Origin of the sequence: Planotetraspora kaengkrachanensis (assembly GCF_016862895.1) — a bacterium.
GTDB classification, from domain to species: domain Bacteria; phylum Actinomycetota; class Actinomycetes; order Streptosporangiales; family Streptosporangiaceae; genus Planotetraspora; species Planotetraspora kaengkrachanensis.
This window is the reverse complement of the sequence record NZ_BONV01000046.1, coordinates 24,352-41,898: the sequence shown is the minus strand read 5'-3', so window position 1 is coordinate 41,898 and position 17,547 is coordinate 24,352. Positions and strand designations below refer to the sequence as shown.

Here is a 17,547-nt window from a genome sequence, read left to right as displayed (position 1 = left end):
CGCTTCGACGACACCTCGATCGTCTCCGCGGGGGTTCTACCTCGGCAAATATGCAATCGTGCATTAACAGCGACGTAGGTAGGCATCTCTACAACCGGGGAGTAAACGTGCCGCCCCGCACGGCAATCGGCCTACGCCTGCCGCGTCAATCCGCCCGCTCGTCCGGGGCCTCATCCGGGGGCATGTCTCCCTCCGGCAGGAAGGCCCGGAGGATCCGGTCGGCCGCCAGCGACGGCGTGAGGGTGCCGTCGAGCACCTGCCGCTCGATCGAGGGCGCGATCGGTGCGGCCTTGTCCCCCAACCGCGCGAGGAGCCGGTCGCGGACGAGTGCCCAGGTCCATTCGACCTGCTGCCGGCTGCGCCTGGCCGCCAGGTCGACGCCCTCCTGGTGGCGGATGATCTGACGCCACAGCTCGTCGAGCCCGGCGCCGGTCATGCCGCTGCAGGTGAGGACGGGCGTGGCCGAGCGCAGCAGCCGCAGGGCCCCGGCCAGCTCGGCGGCCGCCTTCCGCGCGGCCTGCTCGTACTCGCCGTCCGCCTTGTTGACCGCGATCACGTCGGCGAGCTCGAGGACGCCCTTCTTGATGCCCTGGAGCTGGTCACCCGTACGGGCGAGGGTGAGCAGGAGAAACGTGTCCACCATGTCGGCGACGGCGGTCTCGGACTGGCCGACGCCGACGGTCTCGACGAGCACGATGTCGTACCCGGCCGCCTCGACCACGACCATCGCCTCGCGGGTGGCCGTGGCGACCCCGCCGAGGGTGCCCGCGGTCGGCGACGGCCGGATGAATGCGTTCTGGTCGGCGGCCAGCCGCGCCATCCTGGTCTTGTCGCCGAGGATGCTGCCGCCTGAGCGCCTGGACGACGGGTCGACCGCGAGCACGGCGACCCGGTGCCCCTGCGCGGTGAGGGAGGTGCCGAGCGCCTCGATGAACGTGGACTTGCCGACGCCGGGCACGCCGGAGACGCCCACCCTGCGCGCCCTGCCGGCATGGGGGGTCAGCTCCACCAGGAGCCGTTGCGCGAGGTCGCGGTGGTCGGCCCTGGTGGACTCCACCAGCGTGATGGCGCGGGCGATCCAGCGCCGGTCGCCCTTGAGGACGCCCCGCAGGTAGTCCTCGCCGTCAGGGGTCACGGCGACGTCGGATGGCGGAGGGCGGCCGACAGGTCCTTGAGCAGCTCGAGGGCGGCGTCGGCGATCACCGTGCCCGGGAGGAAGATCGCGGCGGCTCCGGCGGCCCGCAGCTCGTCGATGTCTCCGGGCGGAATCACCCCGCCGACCACGATCATGATGTCGTCCGCCCCCAGCCCGGCCAGGGCCCGCTTCAGCTCGGGCACCAGGGTCAGGTGCCCCGCGGCCAGCGACGAGACGCCGACGACGTGCACGTCCGCCTCGACGGCCTGGCGCGCGACCTCCTCCGGCGTCTGGAACAGCGGGCCGACGTCCACGTCGAATCCCAGGTCGGCGAAGCCGCTCGCGATCACCTTCTGGCCGCGGTCGTGGCCGTCCTGGCCCATCTTGGCGACCAGGATCCGGGGCCGGCGGCCCTCGGCCTTCTCGAACGCGGCGCACGCCGCGCGGACCTCGTCCACCGCGTCGCCCGCCTCCTGGCGGTACACACCGGAGATCGTACGGATCTCCGCGGCATGCCGTCCAAAGACCTTCTCCAGCGCGTACGAGATCTCGCCGACGGTGGCCTTGGCGCGCGCGGCGTCCACCGCGAGCTCGAGCAGGTTGCCGCCGCCGGCCGCCGCCTTCGTCAGCGCCTCGAGCGCCTCGGCCACCGCAGCGGGCGAACGCTCCTCGCGGAGCCTGCGCAGCTTCTCGATCTGCTGGTTCCGCACGGCCGTGTTGTCGACCTTCAGCACCTCGATGGGCTCGTCCGCCTCCGGCCGGAACAGGTTGACCCCGATGACCGGCTGGCGGCCGGAGTCGATCCTGGCCTGGGTCCGCGCCGCGGCCTCCTCGATGCGCAGCTTCGGCAAGCCCTCCCCGATGGCCCGGGCCATGCCGCCCGCCTGCTCGACCTCCTGGATGTGCCCCCACGCCTTGCGCGCGAGCTCGTAGGTCAGGCGCTCCACGTAGTAGGAGCCGCCCCAGGGGTCGATCACCCTGCCGGTCCCCGACTCCTGCTGGAGGAGCAGCTGGGTGTTGCGGGCGATCCTGGCGGAGAAGTCGGTCGGCAGCGCGAGCGCCTCGTCCAGCGCGTTCGTGTGCAGGGACTGGGTGTGCCCCTGGGTGGCGGCCATCGCCTCGACGCAGGTGCGGACCACGTTGTTGAACACGTCGTGCGCGGTCAGCGACCAGCCGGAGGTCTGGCTGTGCGTCCGCAGCGACAACGACTTGGGGTTCTTCGCGCCGAAGCCCTTCACGAGGGTGGCCCAGAGCAGGCGGGCGGCGCGGAGCTTGGCGACCTCCATGAAGAAGTTCATGCCGATGCACCAGAAGAACGACAGCCGCGGCGCGAACGCGTCGATGTCGAGGCCGGCCCCGACGCCCGCACGCAGGTACTCCACCCCGTCGGCGAGCGTGTACGCGAGCTCCAGGTCGAGCGTCGCCCCCGCCTCCTGGATGTGGTAGCCGGAGATCGAGATCGAGTTGAACTTCGGCATGTTCCGCGAGGTGTACTCGAAGATGTCGGAGATGATCCGCATCGACGGGCCCGGCGGATAGATGTAGGTGTTGCGGACCATGAACTCCTTGAGGATGTCGTTCTGGATGGTCCCGGCGAGCTTGTCTGGCGTCACCCCCTGCTCCTCCGCCGCCACGATGTAGAGCGCGAGGATCGGCAGCACGGCGCCGTTCATGGTCATCGACACGCTCATGCGGTCGAGGGGGATCCCGTCGAACAGCCGGCGCATGTCGTAGATGGAGTCGATGGCCACCCCCGCCATCCCCACGTCGCCGGCGACCCGGGGGTGATCGGAGTCGTAGCCCCGGTGGGTCGCGAGGTCGAAGGCGACGGACAGTCCCTTCTGCCCGGCGGCGAGGTTGCGCCGGTAGAACGCGTTCGAGTCCTCGGCCGTGGAGAAGCCCGCGTATTGGCGGATCGTCCACGGCTGGGTGGCGTACATGGTCGGATACGGGCCGCGCAGGAACGGCGCGACGCCCGGATAGGTCGGCAGGTAGTCCAGGCCGTCGAGGTCGGCGGCCGTGTACAGCGACCTGACCGCGATCCCCTCAGGCGTCTCCCACGCGTCCTCAACGGAGCCTGGCGCCGCGCCGGGATCCGGTACGGCATCCGCCTCCGGCTTCAGCCCAATTGCCGAAAAATCCGGAATCATCGGCTCACTCCAAGATCGTCGAAGGTCGTGCGGAGAACGTCGAGCGCGTCGCATCCGGCGTGGAGCGTGGCGTCCACACCCTCATAGTGACCCTTTCCCGCCAGCCAGATCTTGTCGGCCCCGGCCTCCCTGAGCGAGGCCGCCACGGCCGCCGCGTGCTCGCCGTACAGCCGGTCGCTGGAGCACAGACACGCGATCGACGTGCCCGAGTCGCGGAAGGCCTCGGCCATGGCCGCCGGGTCGGTGCCGGGCCCGCTGGTCACCGTCGCGACGCCTCCGGCCGCGAAGAGGTTGGCCGCGAACGAGGCCCGCGCCGTGTGGACGGCCACGGGGCCGATGGTGGCGAGGAAGACAGTGGGGCGGGTCTCCTGCGCGTCGGCCAGATCGCGCAGCTCCTCGAACTCCTCGGCGTACCGCACGACGGGCAGCCCTCCGGGCACGGCCCGCCGCGCGAGCCCGCGGCCGCCCTTCCGGACCACCGGGCGCTCCTTCAGGTCGGGGAACTCGCTGACGCCCGTGACGGGGTCCCGTCTGCGGGCGATGTTCGCGGCCCGGCTCGCCCGTGTGGCCGCCAGCCGCCCGGGGACGAGCCGCTCGAGCGCGTCGGCCATCCCGCCGGTGCGCTCGATCTCCTGGAACCACTCCCACGCCTTGTCGGCCAGGTCGGCCGTGAGCCTTTCGACGTACCAGGAGCCGCCCGCCGGGTCGATCACGCGGCCGACGTTCGACTCCTCCATCAGCAGCGACTGGGTGTTGCGGGCGATCCTCCTGGCGAAGCCGTCCGGCAGGCCGAGGCACGCGTCGAACGGCTGCACGGTGACCGCGTCGGCCCCGCCCACGCCCGCGCCGAAACACGCGAGAGTGGTGCGCAGCATGTTCACCCAGGGATCGCGGGCGGTCATCATGGCCGACGAGGTCACCGCGTGCTGGCGCTGCCCGGACGTGCCGCCGACCACCTCGACGACTCGGGCCCACATCCTGCGGGCCGCCCTGAGCTTGGCGATCGTGAGGAACTGGTCCGCGCCCGCCGCGTACCGGAACTCCAGCTGGTCGAGCGCCCGCTCGACGGGCATCCCCGCGTCCGTCAGCGTCCGCAGGTAGGCCACCCCCGTCGCGATCGAGCAGCCGAGCTCCTCCACGTCGCCGCCGCCCGCGTCGTGATACGGGAGCGCGTCGACGGTGATCGCACGCAGGCCCGGATGGTCGTCCGCGCAACGCCGGGCGAGTGAGACCGCTCCCGCCATGTCCCCCGCGGGCACGCCGGACCGGGCCGCCAGGCCGATCGGGTCCGCGCCCAGATTGCCGCCCGCCAGTGCCGTGCCGGCCGCGAGGTCGAGGAAGACCTCCGCGGCCTCGCCCGTACGGCTGCCCGCGTCGAGGACGACGGGCGCGAGGTCGAGGTAGACGTCCCGGAGGACGTCGGGGAGCGCCGTGGGGTCCAGCGCGGTGAGGTCGAGCCAGATCGAGGTGGCGCCGTTCTCGAGATCGGCGCGGATCGCCGCCCGGGTGACGTCGGGATCGGGGTCCGCGTGCCGCTGCCGTACGTCCCACCGGCCGGTGGAACTGACGACGCGCGGTCCTTCCGGCAGGTCGGACGGGTCGTGCAGCGCCGCGATCGGCACGCCGTCGTACGACGTGGTGGACAGCGCCGCCTCCACCCCGGCGTCGCCGGAGTCGTCCGGCTCGCCGGGCGGCACGTCGAGCCCGGATCTCCTGAGCACGCCCAAGGCGAGGTCCCGCCACTGCGCCCGGGATGCGGGCGGGAATTCCGAGACGAGGTCGGTGAGTTCGTGAGGCGGCACCGTCATGCACCGGATGCTAAGCGGAGCCCGGGGCGATCAACACCATGGGCCCCCGCCTAGCGTGTCGTGGCAGGTCCGGCCTTCGCCGCCCCGCCGGACGGGCATCAGGCCGGACCTGCGCCTTCGGCCTTTCCGGTCACTTGGCGGTGAACGACGCCTTCCAGGTGATCGGGCCGACGATCCCGTCGGCGTCGAGATGCTCGGCCTTCTGGAACTTGACGCACACCGCCTTCGACTTGGGCCCGTAGTAGCCGTCCGCGACGATGTCGTAGCCGATCTTCTTCATCTGGGCCTGCCACTTGCGTACGTCGTCGCCCTGCATGATCGGCGGGTACTTCAGCAGGCGGCCCGGGTACTTGGGCGTCTGCGTCGAGGGCGGCGGGCTCTGGGTGCCTCCGCCGGGCCGGGGGGCGCCCTTCTTCACCCAGGCGTAGAGCTGGTCGCCCGGGCACTCGGTCGAGTAGCCGTCCCGGTGCCCCTTGATCTCCTTGCCCGCGTTGCCCTTGTCGCGGAGGTACTCGATCGCGTCGAGGATCGCGAGCAGCTGGCTGTCGCTCGGCTTGACCAGCCCGGAGTTGCCCACGAGGGCAAGGACGGCGTAGTGGCCGGAGTTGAGGCCGGCGCCGTTGGCCGCGGGGAGATGCTTGGGCCCGCGGCCGACGAAGACCTTCCGGTGCGGGCAGGCGACCATGGAGTAGCCGATGTCGAGCCAGCCGTTGCCGTCCATGTGGAAGTTCTGGATCGACTTCACCATGGCGACGCACTTCTTGTGGTCGTCGACGATCGCGGGGTCGACGCGCCCGCCGGTGTAGTGGACCTTGACGCCCTTCGTGGAGGCGAGTGAGGAGTAGGAGCCTTTGGGGGCGCGGGCCCCCCATTCGGCACGGGTCACGAGATCGATGGCCACAGCGTTCTCCACCAGGGGGATTAAATTTTCGGGTTGATCGTAATCGGATCGGTCCAACAGGTATGCACTTTTACCGATATCCGCCTGCCTAAACACCCGGTAATGCCGACGAGATCCGTAAATCAATCGACACCGGGATCATCGACGGAGATCATGGACATATGTCCGTACTTAAGGAGGTCCACTTCTCCCCCAGCTCAGAGCCGGTTTCCGCGCCGCGCCCGGTGCCCGAGCCCGTCCCGGCATCCCTCCCCATGCGCGTGTGGTTGGACGACGGCGACAGCCCGGCCGACGTCATCGACGCCCTGGCCCTGTCGCCCTTCGCGACCGGCGCCCAGCCCTGGTCGCGCACCGCCAACCTCGACCGCGTGCGCTCCGAGGCCCTCCTCACCGCCGCCGGCGGGCGCGTCGTGCGCGTCGCCCAGCACGTCGACGGCCAGGAGTCCAAGCTCATCGAGGGCGACGGCTGGATGCTCCGCGTCGTACGCCACGGCAACCGCTCGGCGACCGTCACGGTCACCGCCGTCAGCGAGGACCTGGTCTGCTCGGTCCTCGAAGAGGCGATCCACGACGCCGAGGAGCCGATGCCCGACGACGACGATCACGTCGAGATGGGCTTCTGGTGGATGTCGGCCCACGGCCCGCGCCGGTCCAACAAGCCGATCAGCACCGAGACGTGGCAGTCGGTGCGCCGGAACTACCCGCGGGCGGCCGCCGAGCGGCTCGACGCTCTCATGGCGGTCACGCCGGACGACATCTCCGGCAGGATCCTGCTGCTGCACGGCCCGCCGGGCACGGGGAAGACGACGCTGCTGCGCAGCCTCGCGCGGGAGTGGGCGTCATGGTGCCAGGTCGACTGCGTACTGGACCCGGAGCTGCTCTTCGGCAGTCCCGGCTACCTGATGAGTGTGGCGGTCGGCCACGACGGGCCCGACCAGGAGGCGACCCGCTGGCGGCTGCTCGTCCTGGAGGACTGCGACGAGCTGATCCGCACCGAGGCCAAGCAGTCGACGGGTCAGGGCCTGTCGCGCCTGCTCAACCTGACCGACGGCCTGCTCGGGCAGGGCAGGGACGTGCTCGTCGCCATCACCACCAACGAGGAGTTCAGCCGGCTGCACCCCGCGGTCGTACGGCCCGGCAGGTGCCTCGCCCAGATCGAGGTCGGCAAGCTGGACGCCGAGCAGGCCGCTGCCTGGCTCGGCACCCGCGACGGCATCGGGGCGGACGGCGCCACGCTGGCCGAGCTCTTCGCCCTGCGCGACGGCCGGGCGTCCGCGCCCGCCGAGGTCCCCGCCGTCTCCGCGGAAACGGGCCTCTACCTCTGATCCGAGGCGTCCGGGCCCGGAGCCGGACCCAGCCGGGTCCGGGTCCGGGTCCGGGCGGGAAAACCATTTGCCGCCCACCCGGACGCCACGGGATCATGAACGCATGTTCCGGCACGCCCTCTTCGTGACGCCCGCCACCGCGGGCGCACTCGCGCGTGCCTCGATGCCGCTCGACGGCGCGGAGCGCTGACCCTTTCCCGTTCGTCCTCAGTGACCCGGCGGGGAGGGGTCGACCATCCGCGCGGGTCACGATCTGAGACGGGCATCGAAGGAACAGGGAAAGGGACATGGCCAAGAAGGCCTACGTGCGGGCCAAGCCGCACCTCAACATCGGGACCATGGGGCACGTCGACCACGGCAAGACGACGCTGACGGCGGCCATCACCAAGGTTCTCAGCGAGCGGGGCGGCGCGAGGTACGTGCCGTTCGACCGGATCGACCGGGCTCCCGAGGAGGCCCTGCGGGGGATCACCATCAACATCTCCCACGTCGAGTACGAGACGGCCACCCGGCACTACGCGCACGTCGACATGCCGGGCCACGCCGACTACGTGAAGAACATGATCACGGGGGCGGCCCAGCTCGACGGGGCGATCCTCGTGGTGTCAGCCCTGGACGGGATCATGCCTCAGACCAGGGAGCACGTGCTGCTCGCCCATCGCGTGGGGGTGGAGCACGTCGTCGTCGCGCTCAACAAGGCCGACGGCGCGGACCCGGAGCTGGCCGACCTGGTCGAGTTGGAGCTTCAGGACCTGCTCGCCGAGCACGGTTACCACGACGTCCCCGTGGTGCGGGTGTCCGGGCTCCGGGCGCTCGAGGGCGACCCGGAGTGGGAGGCGTCCATCGTGGCGCTGCTGGACGCCGTCGACGACACGGTGCCCGTGCCGGACCGCTACACGGACGCCCCCTTCCTGCTGCCGGTGGAGAACGTCATCACCGTCACCGGCCGTGGGACGGTCGTCACCGGCGCGATCGAGCGCGGCACGGTCAGGGTCGGCGACAGCGTGCAGGCGGTCGGGTTCGGCGAGGGCGTCACCGCGGTGGTCACGGGCGTGGAGACGTTCGGGAAGACCCTGGAGAGGGGCGAGGCGGGCGACAACGCCGCGCTGCTGCTGCGCGGTGTCCGCCGTGAGCAGGTGCGCCGCGGCCAGGTGCTGGCGGCCCCCGGCAGCCAGACCGCTCACCGGCGGTTCACCGCCAGGGTGCATCTGCTGACGGCGGCCGAGGGCGGGCGTCACACGGCCGTCGCCTCCGGCTACCGCCCGCAGTTCTTCCTCCGGACGGCCGACGTGCCCGGCCGGATGGACCTGGCCGCGCTCGAGGCCGGGCCGGGAGACGGCCCGGGTGACGGCACGGGCAACAGCGCGGGTGACAGCACGGAGATCGGTACCGGGATCGGCACCGGGATCGGCACCGGGATCGGCACCGGGATCGGCACGGAGATCGGTATGGGGATCGCGCTGCCGGGCGACACCGTCGAGGTGATCGTCGAGCTGGGCAGGCCGGTGGCGATCGAGGCGGGCCTCGGCTTCGCCGTCCGCGAAGGCGGCAGGACCGTCGGGGCGGGCACCGTGATCGCACCGCTCGACTGAACGGCGTGCTCTCCCGGATCAGGCAGAGCACGCCGGAAGCCGTCGCCGGCGGGTCCCGGCGGACCGGCACGATCGCGTGGCGGCGGAGGGGTTCCGCACGGAGCCCCTCCTCCGCACCGAGGCGCGGACGGCCGCCGGGCCCGCGCACGGTCACGGTCACGGTCATGGTCACGGTCACGGTGAGCTACCGTCTCGGCCGCCCTGTAACGTTCCATATGACGGATACGTAAACCATCCGATGTGCCCCATCAGGGTGGAAACGACAATCGGCGAGGTGGTCACCCTGCTGCCGGCCGGACTGAGCCGCGTCGTCCTTCACCGGTGGGCCGTCGAACCGCGGGAGAGCGGGGTGGCGACCTACACCGACCCTTTCGGTGCCGGGAAGACCGCGGCCTGGCCGTACGTCCGGTGGACCTCCGAGGAGCGGGAGATCGGCTTCCCCGCGACCGCTCTGGTGGCCTCGTGGATCGCGCGGACGCCGCCCGGCACCTGGCTGGAGATCGAGTTGCGGGCCCGTACGGCGGGCGGCGCCCTCACCAAGTGGTACGTGATGGCCCGGTGGGCTGAGGGCGACACCGACATCCACCGCACGTCCCTGCCCGGTCAGGGCGACGAGGACGGCGACGTCGCGGTGGACACCTTCGTGGCCACCCGGCCGGTCACGGCCTACCGGATCCGGGTCACCCTGTACGGCGAGGGCGCCCGTGTGGGTTCGGTCGGCGTGATGGCGTCAGCCGTACGGCAGGGGAACCGGGTGAGCGCTCCGGGGACGACGGGCGTCGAGCTGGATGTGCCGCCGAGATCGCAGAAGACCCATGCCGGCCATTACCCCGAGTGGGACGGAGGGGGCGACTCCTGGTCCGGCCCCGCCTCGCTCGCCATGCTGCTCGGCTACTGGGGGCGGGGGCCCTCTGCCGCCGAGCTGGGCTGGGTGCGGCCGGACGACCCGTGCCCCGTGGTCGATCACGCCGCCAGGGACGTGTACGACCACAGCTACCAGGGCACCGGCAACTGGCCCTTCTGCGTCGCGTACGCGGGCCGCTACGGCCTCGAGGGGTTCGTGACCCGGCTCCGCTCGCTCAACGAGCTCGAGCGGTTCATCGCCGCCGCGATCCCGGTCGTCACCTCGCAGTCCTTCAGGGAGCGCGACCTGCCCGGCTCGGGCTACTCGACGAGCGGCAACCTCATGGTCGTCGTCGGCTTCACCCCCGAGGGCGACGTGATCGTCAACGACCCCGCCGCGCCGACGGACGGCACCGTGCGGAGGATCTACCCGCGTGCCGCCTTCGAGGGGGTCTGGCAGCGCGGAAGCGGGGGCATCGTCCATGTGGTGCATCCGCCCGGCATTCGGCTTCCGGACTCCGAGGGAAACTGGTGACAATTCACGCCTCCGACGTCGCTCGCACGGATGACCACCCGCTATGGGTCGAGATCTCCGGTGACGAGACCTGGTGGGACGAGTCGCGCCCGCACGAGGGCGGCCGCCGCTGCGTCGTGCGCAGGACGGCGGGCGGGACGGTCGAGGACGTGCTTCCGCACGGGTGGAACGCCAGGAACAGGGTCATCGAATACGGCGGGCGGTCGTGGCGCGCGCACCGGGGCCGGCTGATCTTCACCAACTGGGACGACGGGCGGATCTACCTGTGCGCCCCCGGTGAGGAGCCGGTCCCGCTCACCCCGGAGGGCCCCGCACGCTACGGCGACCTCGTCGTCCACGGGAACGGGCACGAGGGCGGGCACGAGGGCGGGCACTCGCACGCGCCGGGCGACCGGCTCGACGGCGAGATCCTGTGCGTCCGCGAGGTCGGCGTCGGGCGCGACGTCACGAGGGACATCGTGGCGGTTCCGCTCGACGGCGTCTCCCCGATACGCAGTTTGATCAATTCGCATCATTTCCTGATGAATCCACGCATATCCCCTGACGGGCGGCACATCGCGTGGATCGGCTGGAACCACCCGGACATGCCCTGGGACGCCACCGAACTCTGCGTCGCGCCCGTCGCGGGCGGCCCGCACCGGGTCCTCATGGGCGGCGGCGACGCCCGGGTGTCGATCGTGCAGGCCGAATGGCGCGACGCCGGAAGCCTCTACGCGGTGGCCGACCCGACCGGATGGTGGAACATCCACCACGTCGGCCTGGACGGCGCGAGCCGCGACCTGACCCCGATGGACCAGGAGTTCGGCGACGCCTTCTGGAGGATCGGGAACACCTTCTTCGCCCTGGCGGGTGAGCGGATCGTCACCATGCACGGAACGGGCGACGAACGGCGGCTCGGCGTGATCGACGATCCCGCGGCCGGCACGCCGATCAGGGACGTCGGCGGCTCCTACACGTTCTGGACCCCGACGCTGTCGGCGAACGGCCGTCACGTGGTCGGCGTCGGCGCGTCGCCGTACCGGCCGCACGAGGTGGTCCGCATCGACGTGGAGACCGGCGAGCGGACCGTGGTGTCTGCGGGCAGGCGGCTGCCGCCGGCCGAGTTGCTGCCCACGCCGGAGCCGGTGACGATCGAGGGCGTCCACGTCCATCTCTACGCGCCGCACGCCGCGGTCGCGGCCAGGGAGAACGGCACCGGCGGGCCGGCGCCGTACGTGGTCTTCGTGCACGGCGGCCCGACCAGCTCGGCCGCCCCGGTGCTCGACCTGACGGTGGCCTATTTCACCAGCAGGGGCATCGGGGTCGCCGAGGTGAACTACGGCGGCTCCTCCGGGTACGGCCGGGCCTACCGCGAGCGGCTCCGGCACAACTGGGGGGTCGTCGACGTCCGCGACAGCGAGACGGCGGCGCGGTGGCTGATCGCGTCGGGACGGGCGGAGAAGGTGGCGATCCGCGGCGGCAGCGCCGGCGGATGGACGTCGCTCGCCGCCCTCGTGCACAGCGACGTGTTCTGCGGCGCGGTGTCGCACTACGGCATCTCCGACCCCGAGGGCTGGGCGGCCGAGACGCACGACTTCGAGTCGCGTTACCTGGACGGATTGATCGGCCCGCTCCCGGAGACCCGCGCGCGCTATGCCGACCGCTCCCCCGTCCTGCACGCGGCCAGGGCGTCCGGCCCCGCCCTGCTCATGCACGGCCTGGAGGACGCGGTCGTCGACCCGTCCCAGTCCGAGCGGTTCGCCGCGGCCCTGGCACGGACCGGCGGCCTGTGGGCGTACCGTACATTCCCCGGAGAGCAGCACGGATGGCGGCGCGAGGAGACGATCGTCGCCGTCCTTGAGACCGAACTCGCCTTCTACGGCCTGATCTTCGGCTTCCCGACGCCGGAGGTCCCCCCGCTCACCCTGGAGGGCGCCGGCGACGGGAACATGGGCCGAACAGAGGAGAAGACATGACCGACGTGGCGACGATCTGCTCGGATCTGCTGCGGATCGACACCACCAACGACGGCACGGGCGACGGGCCGGGTGAGCGGCAGGCCGCCGAGTACGTCGCGGGACTGCTCGACGAGGCCGGCATCGAGCCGATCGTCTTCGAGTCGGCGCCGCGCCGCACCAGCGTGGTCGCCCGGATCCCCGGGGACAGCGACGACGCGCTGCTGATCCACGGGCACCTCGACGTCGTTCCCGCCGACACCTCCGAATGGCGGATCCATCCCTTCTCCGGCGAGGTGGTGGACGGGTGCGTGCACGGGCGCGGCGCCGTCGACATGAAGGGCTCGCTGGCCATGACGCTCGCCTGGGTGCGGCAGGGCAGGCGGCCCAAGCGCGATCTCGTGCTGGCCTTCCTCGCCGACGAGGAGGCGACCGGCGAGTACGGCGCCGGGCACGCGGTCGAACGGCATCGCCACCTCTTCGAGGGCTGCTCCGAGGCCATCAGCGAATCCGGCGGCTTCAGCTGGCACGACGGCGGCACGCGGATCTACCCGATCGCCGTCGGCGAGCGCGGCACGGCGTGGATGCGGCTCACCGCGCGGGGGGTGGCCGGGCACGGTTCCAAGCCCGCGGTGGACAACCCCGTCGCGGAGCTCGCCCGGGCCGTCGCCAGGATCGCCGACCACACCTGGCCGGTACGGCTCACGCCCGAGGTGGCCCGGCTGATCGACGAGTTGTCCCAGGCCCTGGGCACGCGGATCGACCTCGAAAGGCTGGACGAGGAGCTCGAGCGGCTGCCCCGGGCGGGCGTCCTGTTCAAGGGCGTGCTGCGCAACTCGGCCAACCCGACGATGCTCGACGCCGGATACAAGGTCAACGTCATACCGGGCACGGCCGAGGCCCACGTCGACGGCAGGTTCCTGCCGGGGCTGCGCGACGAGTTCCTGGCGACGATCGACCGGTTGCTCGGCCCGAAGGTCACCCGGGAGTTCGTCAGCTTCGAGGAGGGCGTCTCCTCCCCGGCCGACGGGCTCTTCGACGAACTCGCCGCCGCCCTCCGGGCGGAGGACCCCACGGGCAGGCCCGTGCCGTACGTGATGACGGGCGGGACCGACGCGAAGTCGTTCGCCAGGATCGGGATCAAGGGGTACGGCTTCGCGCCCCTGCTGCTGCCGCCCGGCCTCGACTACTTCGGCATGTTCCACGGCGTGGACGAGCGGGTCCCCGTGGAGGGCCTCGAGTTCGGCGTCCGCGTGCTCGACCGGCTGCTCGCCGCGGAGCCGGCCGCCGAATCGGCCGCGTGATCGCAGGTGTGATCTCAGGTGTGATCGCGGGCGCGGAGGCCGCCGAGCGGGTAGAACGTTCATGGGAGGTGGTCCATGAGCGACGGGCTGCGTGTGGCGGTGACCGGCCACCGTGACCTGACCCCTGCGACCACCGATCTGGTGGGCTACGCGATGCGGCGGGAGCTCGCCGAGCACGCTCCCGCCATCGTCGGGGTGTCGTGCCTGGCCCCCGGCGCCGACCAGATCTTCGCCGACCTGGTGCTGCGGCTCGGCGGGTCGCTGGAGGCGATCGTCCCCGCCCGCGACTACGGCTGCCGCCTGCCCGCCCGTGACCGGGAGACCTTCGAGCGGCTGCTCGGGTCGGCGCGCAAGGTCCTCCACCTGCCGTACGACGCCCCCACGCCGGCGACCTACGACGAGGCCAACACGGCCCTGCTGGTGGACGTCGACCTGCTGATCGCGGTGTGGGACGGCCGGCCGGCTCAGGGGCAGGGCGGCACGGCCGAGGTCGTCAGCGAGGCGAGGCGGCGCTCGATCGAGGTCAGGATCCTGTGGCCGGAGGGGGCCGGCCGTACCGGCGCCCCGTGAGTCCGCCGCCGGCCGGGCACGTGGTCAGCGGAGGCGGGGATCCAAGGCGTCGCGCACGACGTCGCCGAGCGTGAGGAAGCTCAGGACGGCGGCGGTGAGGAACAGCGCGGGGAACACGAGCAGGTGGGGATACTCGGCGAAGAACGTCTGGGCGACGTTGAGCTGCAGGCCCCACGAGACGTCGGGGTACTGCAGGCCGACGCCGAGGTAGTCGAGGGTCGCCTCGCCGGCGATGACGTTGCCGACGTTGAGCATGGCGACAACGAAGACGGGCGCGATCGCGTTCGGGAGGATGTGCCGGAACATGATCCGGCGGTCACTAGCCCCCAGCATGCGGGCGGCCTCGACGAAGTCCATGTTCCGGACCGCGATGACCTGGCCGCGCATCAGGCGGGTCATGGTGGTCCAGCCGAGCAGGACGAGCACCGATGTCATGGCCCAGATGCCGTGGTCGGGGAAGGCCACCAGGACCACCGTGGCGCCCAGGACGAAGGGGATGCCGAAGAAGACGTCGGTGACCCGCGAGATGAGCGCGTCGAGCAGGCCGCCGTAGTAGCCGCCGAGCAGGCCGAGGACGACCGCGATGGCCAGGGCGGCGACGGTCACCGCGATGCCGATCATGATCGACGCCCGCGTGCCGTGCACGATCTGCGACCAGTAGTCGCACCCCTGCAGGTCGTAGCCGAACACCGCGCCCGACGCGGGCCCCTTCTTGGACATGCGCAGGTCGCAACCTTCGTTGGGGCCCATGGCCGCGAAGACGCCGGGGACGGCCGCCATCGCCACCGCGACCGCGAGGACGACGGCCGACAACCAGAAGACGACACGTCCGCGCATCTCCCGCCAGGCGTCACGCGCGAGCACGCCGGATCCTCGGGTCGAGCAGCCCGTACAGGAGGTCGACGGCCAGGTTGGCCGCAATGAAGATCATGACGAGCACGGTGGTGACGCCGACGACGACGGGCCCCTCCTGGAGCTGGATCGACTGGAACACCTGCTGGCCGATGCCCGGCAGGTTGAAGATGCCCTCGGTGACGACCGCCCCGGCCATCAGGTTGCCGAAGTCGACCCCCAGGAAGGTGACGACCGGGATCAGCGAGTTGCGCAGGGCGTGCACGCCGACGACCCTTCTCCTGCGCATGCCCTTGGCCGTTGCCGTCCTGACGTAGTCGGACCGGAGGTTCTCCACCAGCGCGGTCCGCGTGAGGCGGGCGACGTAGGCGAGCCCGAACGAGCCGAGGACCATCCCGGGCAGCAGGTAGCTGCCCGGCCAGCCCTCGTCGGTCCCCGCCGTCGGGAACAGCCCCAGGTTGAGCCCGAACACGATCTGCGCCGTGTAGCCGACGACGAACACCGGCGCCGCGATGACGAACGTCGTCCCGGCGAGGACGGCGGTGTCGGCGACCCCGCCTCTGCGCAGTCCGGCGACGACGCCGAGGGCGATGCCCACGGCCAGCTCGAAGATCCAGGCGGTCGCCGCGAGCTGGGCGGTCACCCCCCAGCGGTCCTGGAGGAGCTCGCTCACCGGCTGGCCGGTGAACGTCTCCCCGAGGTCGCCGTGCAGCAGGCCGAGCATGTAGCGGCCGTACTGGACCAGGAGCGGGTCGTTCAGGTGGTAGCGCTCCCGCATGACGTCCAGGACCTGGTCGGGCACCGGCTTGTCTCCGGCGAGCGCGAGGATCGGGTCGCCGGGCAGGACGAACACCATCGCGTAGATCACAAAGGTGGTGGCGAAGAACACCGGCACGGCCTGTGCCAGGCGGTGCGCGGCGTATCTCACTGCCGCTTGACCGTGATCTTGTCGAGGTTCGCGCCGTAGGGGGTGATCTGGACGTCGCCGAGCCGCGTGGAGTAGCCGATCTGGTCCTGCCAGTTCCAGAGCGGCATCATCGGCATCTCCGTGAGCGCGACGTCCTCCGCCTGCTGGTAGATCGGGATGCTCTCGTCGAAGCTCGCCGCCGAGTTCGCCTTCTTGATCAGGTCGTCGAACTCCTTGTTCTCCCAGCCCATCCGGTTGCCGGCGCCCCACATGTACTCGAGGTAGTCCTGCGGGCTCGGGTAGTCCATCACCCAGTTGTTTCGGTACGGGCCGTCCTGCTTGTGCGCGCGGAGCGTCGGGAGGTAGTCGGCTGCCGGGAGCTTCTTGAACGCGATGTCCTGGATGCCGAGGTTCTGCTTGAGCTGGTTGGCGACGGCCGTCATCCACTGCTCGTAGCTGGGGTCGGCGTTGGAGAAGTAGAGGTTCAGCGTGCCGCTGAAGCCGCCGGCCTGGTCGAACAGCTGCTTGGCCTTGGCGGGGTCGTACACGCAGGCCTCGCCGCACGCGTCGGCGCGGTACCCGGGGACGAGCGGCGCGAGCAGCGACGACATGGGCTGGAACGCGCCGTTGAAGACGGCGTCCGTGATCGCCTTCCTGTCGATGGCCATGGAGAACGCCCGGCGCAGGTCCGCGCTGGCGAACCTCTTGTCGAACAGCGGGAAGCCGAGGTAGTCCATCGTGCCGCCGGGCGTCGCGAGGAACCGGTCGCCGAGCAGCCGCTTCGCCTCGGGCGCGCTGGCCGGCGGGATGGTCTGCAGCAGGTCGACCCGGTCGGCCCGCAGGTCGGTGTACGCGGTGTCGCGGCTGGCGTAGATCTTGAACAGGACGCCGTCGGAACGCGCCTGCCGTTCACCGGTGTACGTCGGAGACTTCTTGATCTTGATCTGCCGGTTGTGCTGCCACGCCCCGTCGAGGACGAAGGGGCCGTTGCCGATGGGTGCCTGGTCGTAGGCCTTGAGGTCCTTGAACGCAGCCTTCGGCATCGGGGCGAACGCCATCCAGGCCAGCGTCACGGGGAACTGGCTGAACGGGCCGGTGAGCGTGACCTCCAGCGTCTCCGGGTCGAGCACCTTGAGCCCGCTCATGGTGTCGGTCGCCGGCTCGCCCTCCTCGGGGTTGAGCGCGTCGTAGCCCTCGATGTTGCCGAAGTAGTAGTTGTTGGTCCACCCGTTCGGGCCGTAGGCGGCGGCGTTCCACGAGTCGGCGAAACTCTGGGCGGTCACCGGCTCGCCGTTGCCGAACTTCCGGCCCGGCTTGATCTTGATCGTCCACACCTTCTGGTCGGTGCTGGTCACCGACGCGGCGGCCCGCATCTGCGGCTTGCCCTGCGCGTCGATGTAGACCGGCATGTCGAACAGCGCGTCGATCACGGTCTGGGAGTAACTGCTCGAGGTGTTGCCGGGAGTGAGATGGTCGGGCTCGGTCAGCGCGACCGAGAACTCGCTCGTCGCCGGCGTCTCCGGCGTGCCCCCGCACGCGCCGCCGAACATGACCGCCGCCACCGCGAGGGCCACGGTCCCTCTGCCGCTGATTCTCATCGGCCCCCGCCTCTCCGGGTCGTGTTGCCGGTGAGGGTAGATAACGGGCCGGTCGGTCACATCGGAAGCTTTACGTATTCCTTTGCAGGATGT

13 protein-coding genes are annotated in these 17,547 nt (G+C 71.1%); 6 read left to right on the top strand and 7 right to left on the bottom strand.

The window, feature by feature from the left end:
* Positions 1 to 145 precede the first annotated feature (145 nt).
* The 4 genes from meaB to Pka01_RS35130 form a co-directional block, all read right to left on the bottom strand.
* Positions 146 to 1,135, bottom strand: a complete 990-nt coding sequence (gene meaB / locus Pka01_RS35145) for a methylmalonyl Co-A mutase-associated GTPase MeaB (protein ID WP_203887294.1) — start codon at positions 1,133 to 1,135, stop codon at positions 146 to 148.
* Positions 1,132 to 3,285: a methylmalonyl-CoA mutase gene (gene scpA / locus Pka01_RS35140; protein ID WP_203887293.1), complete on the bottom strand. Its 2,154-nt coding sequence runs from the start codon at positions 3,283 to 3,285 to the stop codon at positions 1,132 to 1,134. The genes meaB and scpA overlap by 4 nt, the downstream gene beginning before the upstream one ends.
* Complete coding sequence (locus Pka01_RS35135) at positions 3,282 to 5,093, bottom strand: methylmalonyl-CoA mutase family protein (RefSeq protein ID WP_203887292.1); 1,812 nt, start codon at positions 5,091 to 5,093, stop codon at positions 3,282 to 3,284. The genes scpA and Pka01_RS35135 overlap by 4 nt, the downstream gene beginning before the upstream one ends.
* Positions 5,094 to 5,223: 130 nt before the next feature.
* Complete coding sequence (locus Pka01_RS35130; RefSeq protein ID WP_203887291.1) at positions 5,224 to 5,994, bottom strand: peptidoglycan recognition protein family protein; 771 nt, start codon at positions 5,992 to 5,994, stop codon at positions 5,224 to 5,226.
* A 161-nt stretch (positions 5,995 to 6,155) separates the two neighbouring features.
* Between Pka01_RS35130 and Pka01_RS35125 the strand changes: the two genes are divergently transcribed.
* From Pka01_RS35125 to Pka01_RS35100, 6 genes are all read left to right on the top strand, one after another.
* Positions 6,156 to 7,319: a DUF5925 domain-containing protein gene (locus tag Pka01_RS35125; protein WP_239115884.1), complete on the top strand. Its 1,164-nt coding sequence runs from the start codon at positions 6,156 to 6,158 to the stop codon at positions 7,317 to 7,319.
* 287 nt (positions 7,320 to 7,606) lie between these two features.
* Positions 7,607 to 8,911 (top strand): elongation factor Tu, encoded by a 1,305-nt coding sequence (locus Pka01_RS35120; RefSeq protein WP_203887290.1) that lies wholly within the window; start codon positions 7,607 to 7,609, stop codon positions 8,909 to 8,911.
* Between the two features lie 253 nt (positions 8,912 to 9,164).
* Positions 9,165 to 10,289, top strand: a complete 1,125-nt coding sequence (locus Pka01_RS35115; protein ID WP_239115882.1) for a C39 family peptidase — start codon at positions 9,165 to 9,167, stop codon at positions 10,287 to 10,289.
* Positions 10,286 to 12,244: a prolyl oligopeptidase family serine peptidase gene (locus Pka01_RS35110; protein WP_239115880.1), complete on the top strand. Its 1,959-nt coding sequence runs from the start codon at positions 10,286 to 10,288 to the stop codon at positions 12,242 to 12,244. Before Pka01_RS35115 ends, Pka01_RS35110 begins: the two co-directional genes overlap by 4 nt.
* Complete coding sequence (locus tag Pka01_RS35105) at positions 12,241 to 13,527, top strand: M20/M25/M40 family metallo-hydrolase (protein ID WP_203887288.1); 1,287 nt, start codon at positions 12,241 to 12,243, stop codon at positions 13,525 to 13,527. The genes Pka01_RS35110 and Pka01_RS35105 overlap by 4 nt, the downstream gene beginning before the upstream one ends.
* A 75-nt stretch (positions 13,528 to 13,602) precedes the next feature.
* Complete coding sequence (locus Pka01_RS35100; protein WP_203887287.1) at positions 13,603 to 14,097, top strand: hypothetical protein; 495 nt, start codon at positions 13,603 to 13,605, stop codon at positions 14,095 to 14,097.
* A 24-nt stretch (positions 14,098 to 14,121) separates the two neighbouring features.
* On the opposite strand, the gene Pka01_RS35095 is transcribed toward Pka01_RS35100, so the two are convergent.
* The 3 genes from Pka01_RS35095 to Pka01_RS35085 are packed head-to-tail and all read right to left on the bottom strand — an operon-like array spanning position 14,122 to position 17,454.
* Positions 14,122 to 14,961, bottom strand: coding sequence for an ABC transporter permease (locus tag Pka01_RS35095; RefSeq protein WP_239115878.1), 840 nt, complete (start codon positions 14,959 to 14,961; stop codon positions 14,122 to 14,124).
* Entirely contained in the window at positions 14,948 to 15,877 is a 930-nt protein-coding gene (locus Pka01_RS35090; protein ID WP_239115877.1) for an ABC transporter permease, read from the bottom strand. The genes Pka01_RS35095 and Pka01_RS35090 overlap by 14 nt, the downstream gene beginning before the upstream one ends.
* Positions 15,874 to 17,454, bottom strand: coding sequence for a peptide ABC transporter substrate-binding protein (locus Pka01_RS35085; protein ID WP_203887286.1), 1,581 nt, complete (start codon positions 17,452 to 17,454; stop codon positions 15,874 to 15,876). Before Pka01_RS35085 ends, Pka01_RS35090 begins: the two co-directional genes overlap by 4 nt.
* Between the last annotated feature and the right edge of the window lie 93 nt (positions 17,455 to 17,547).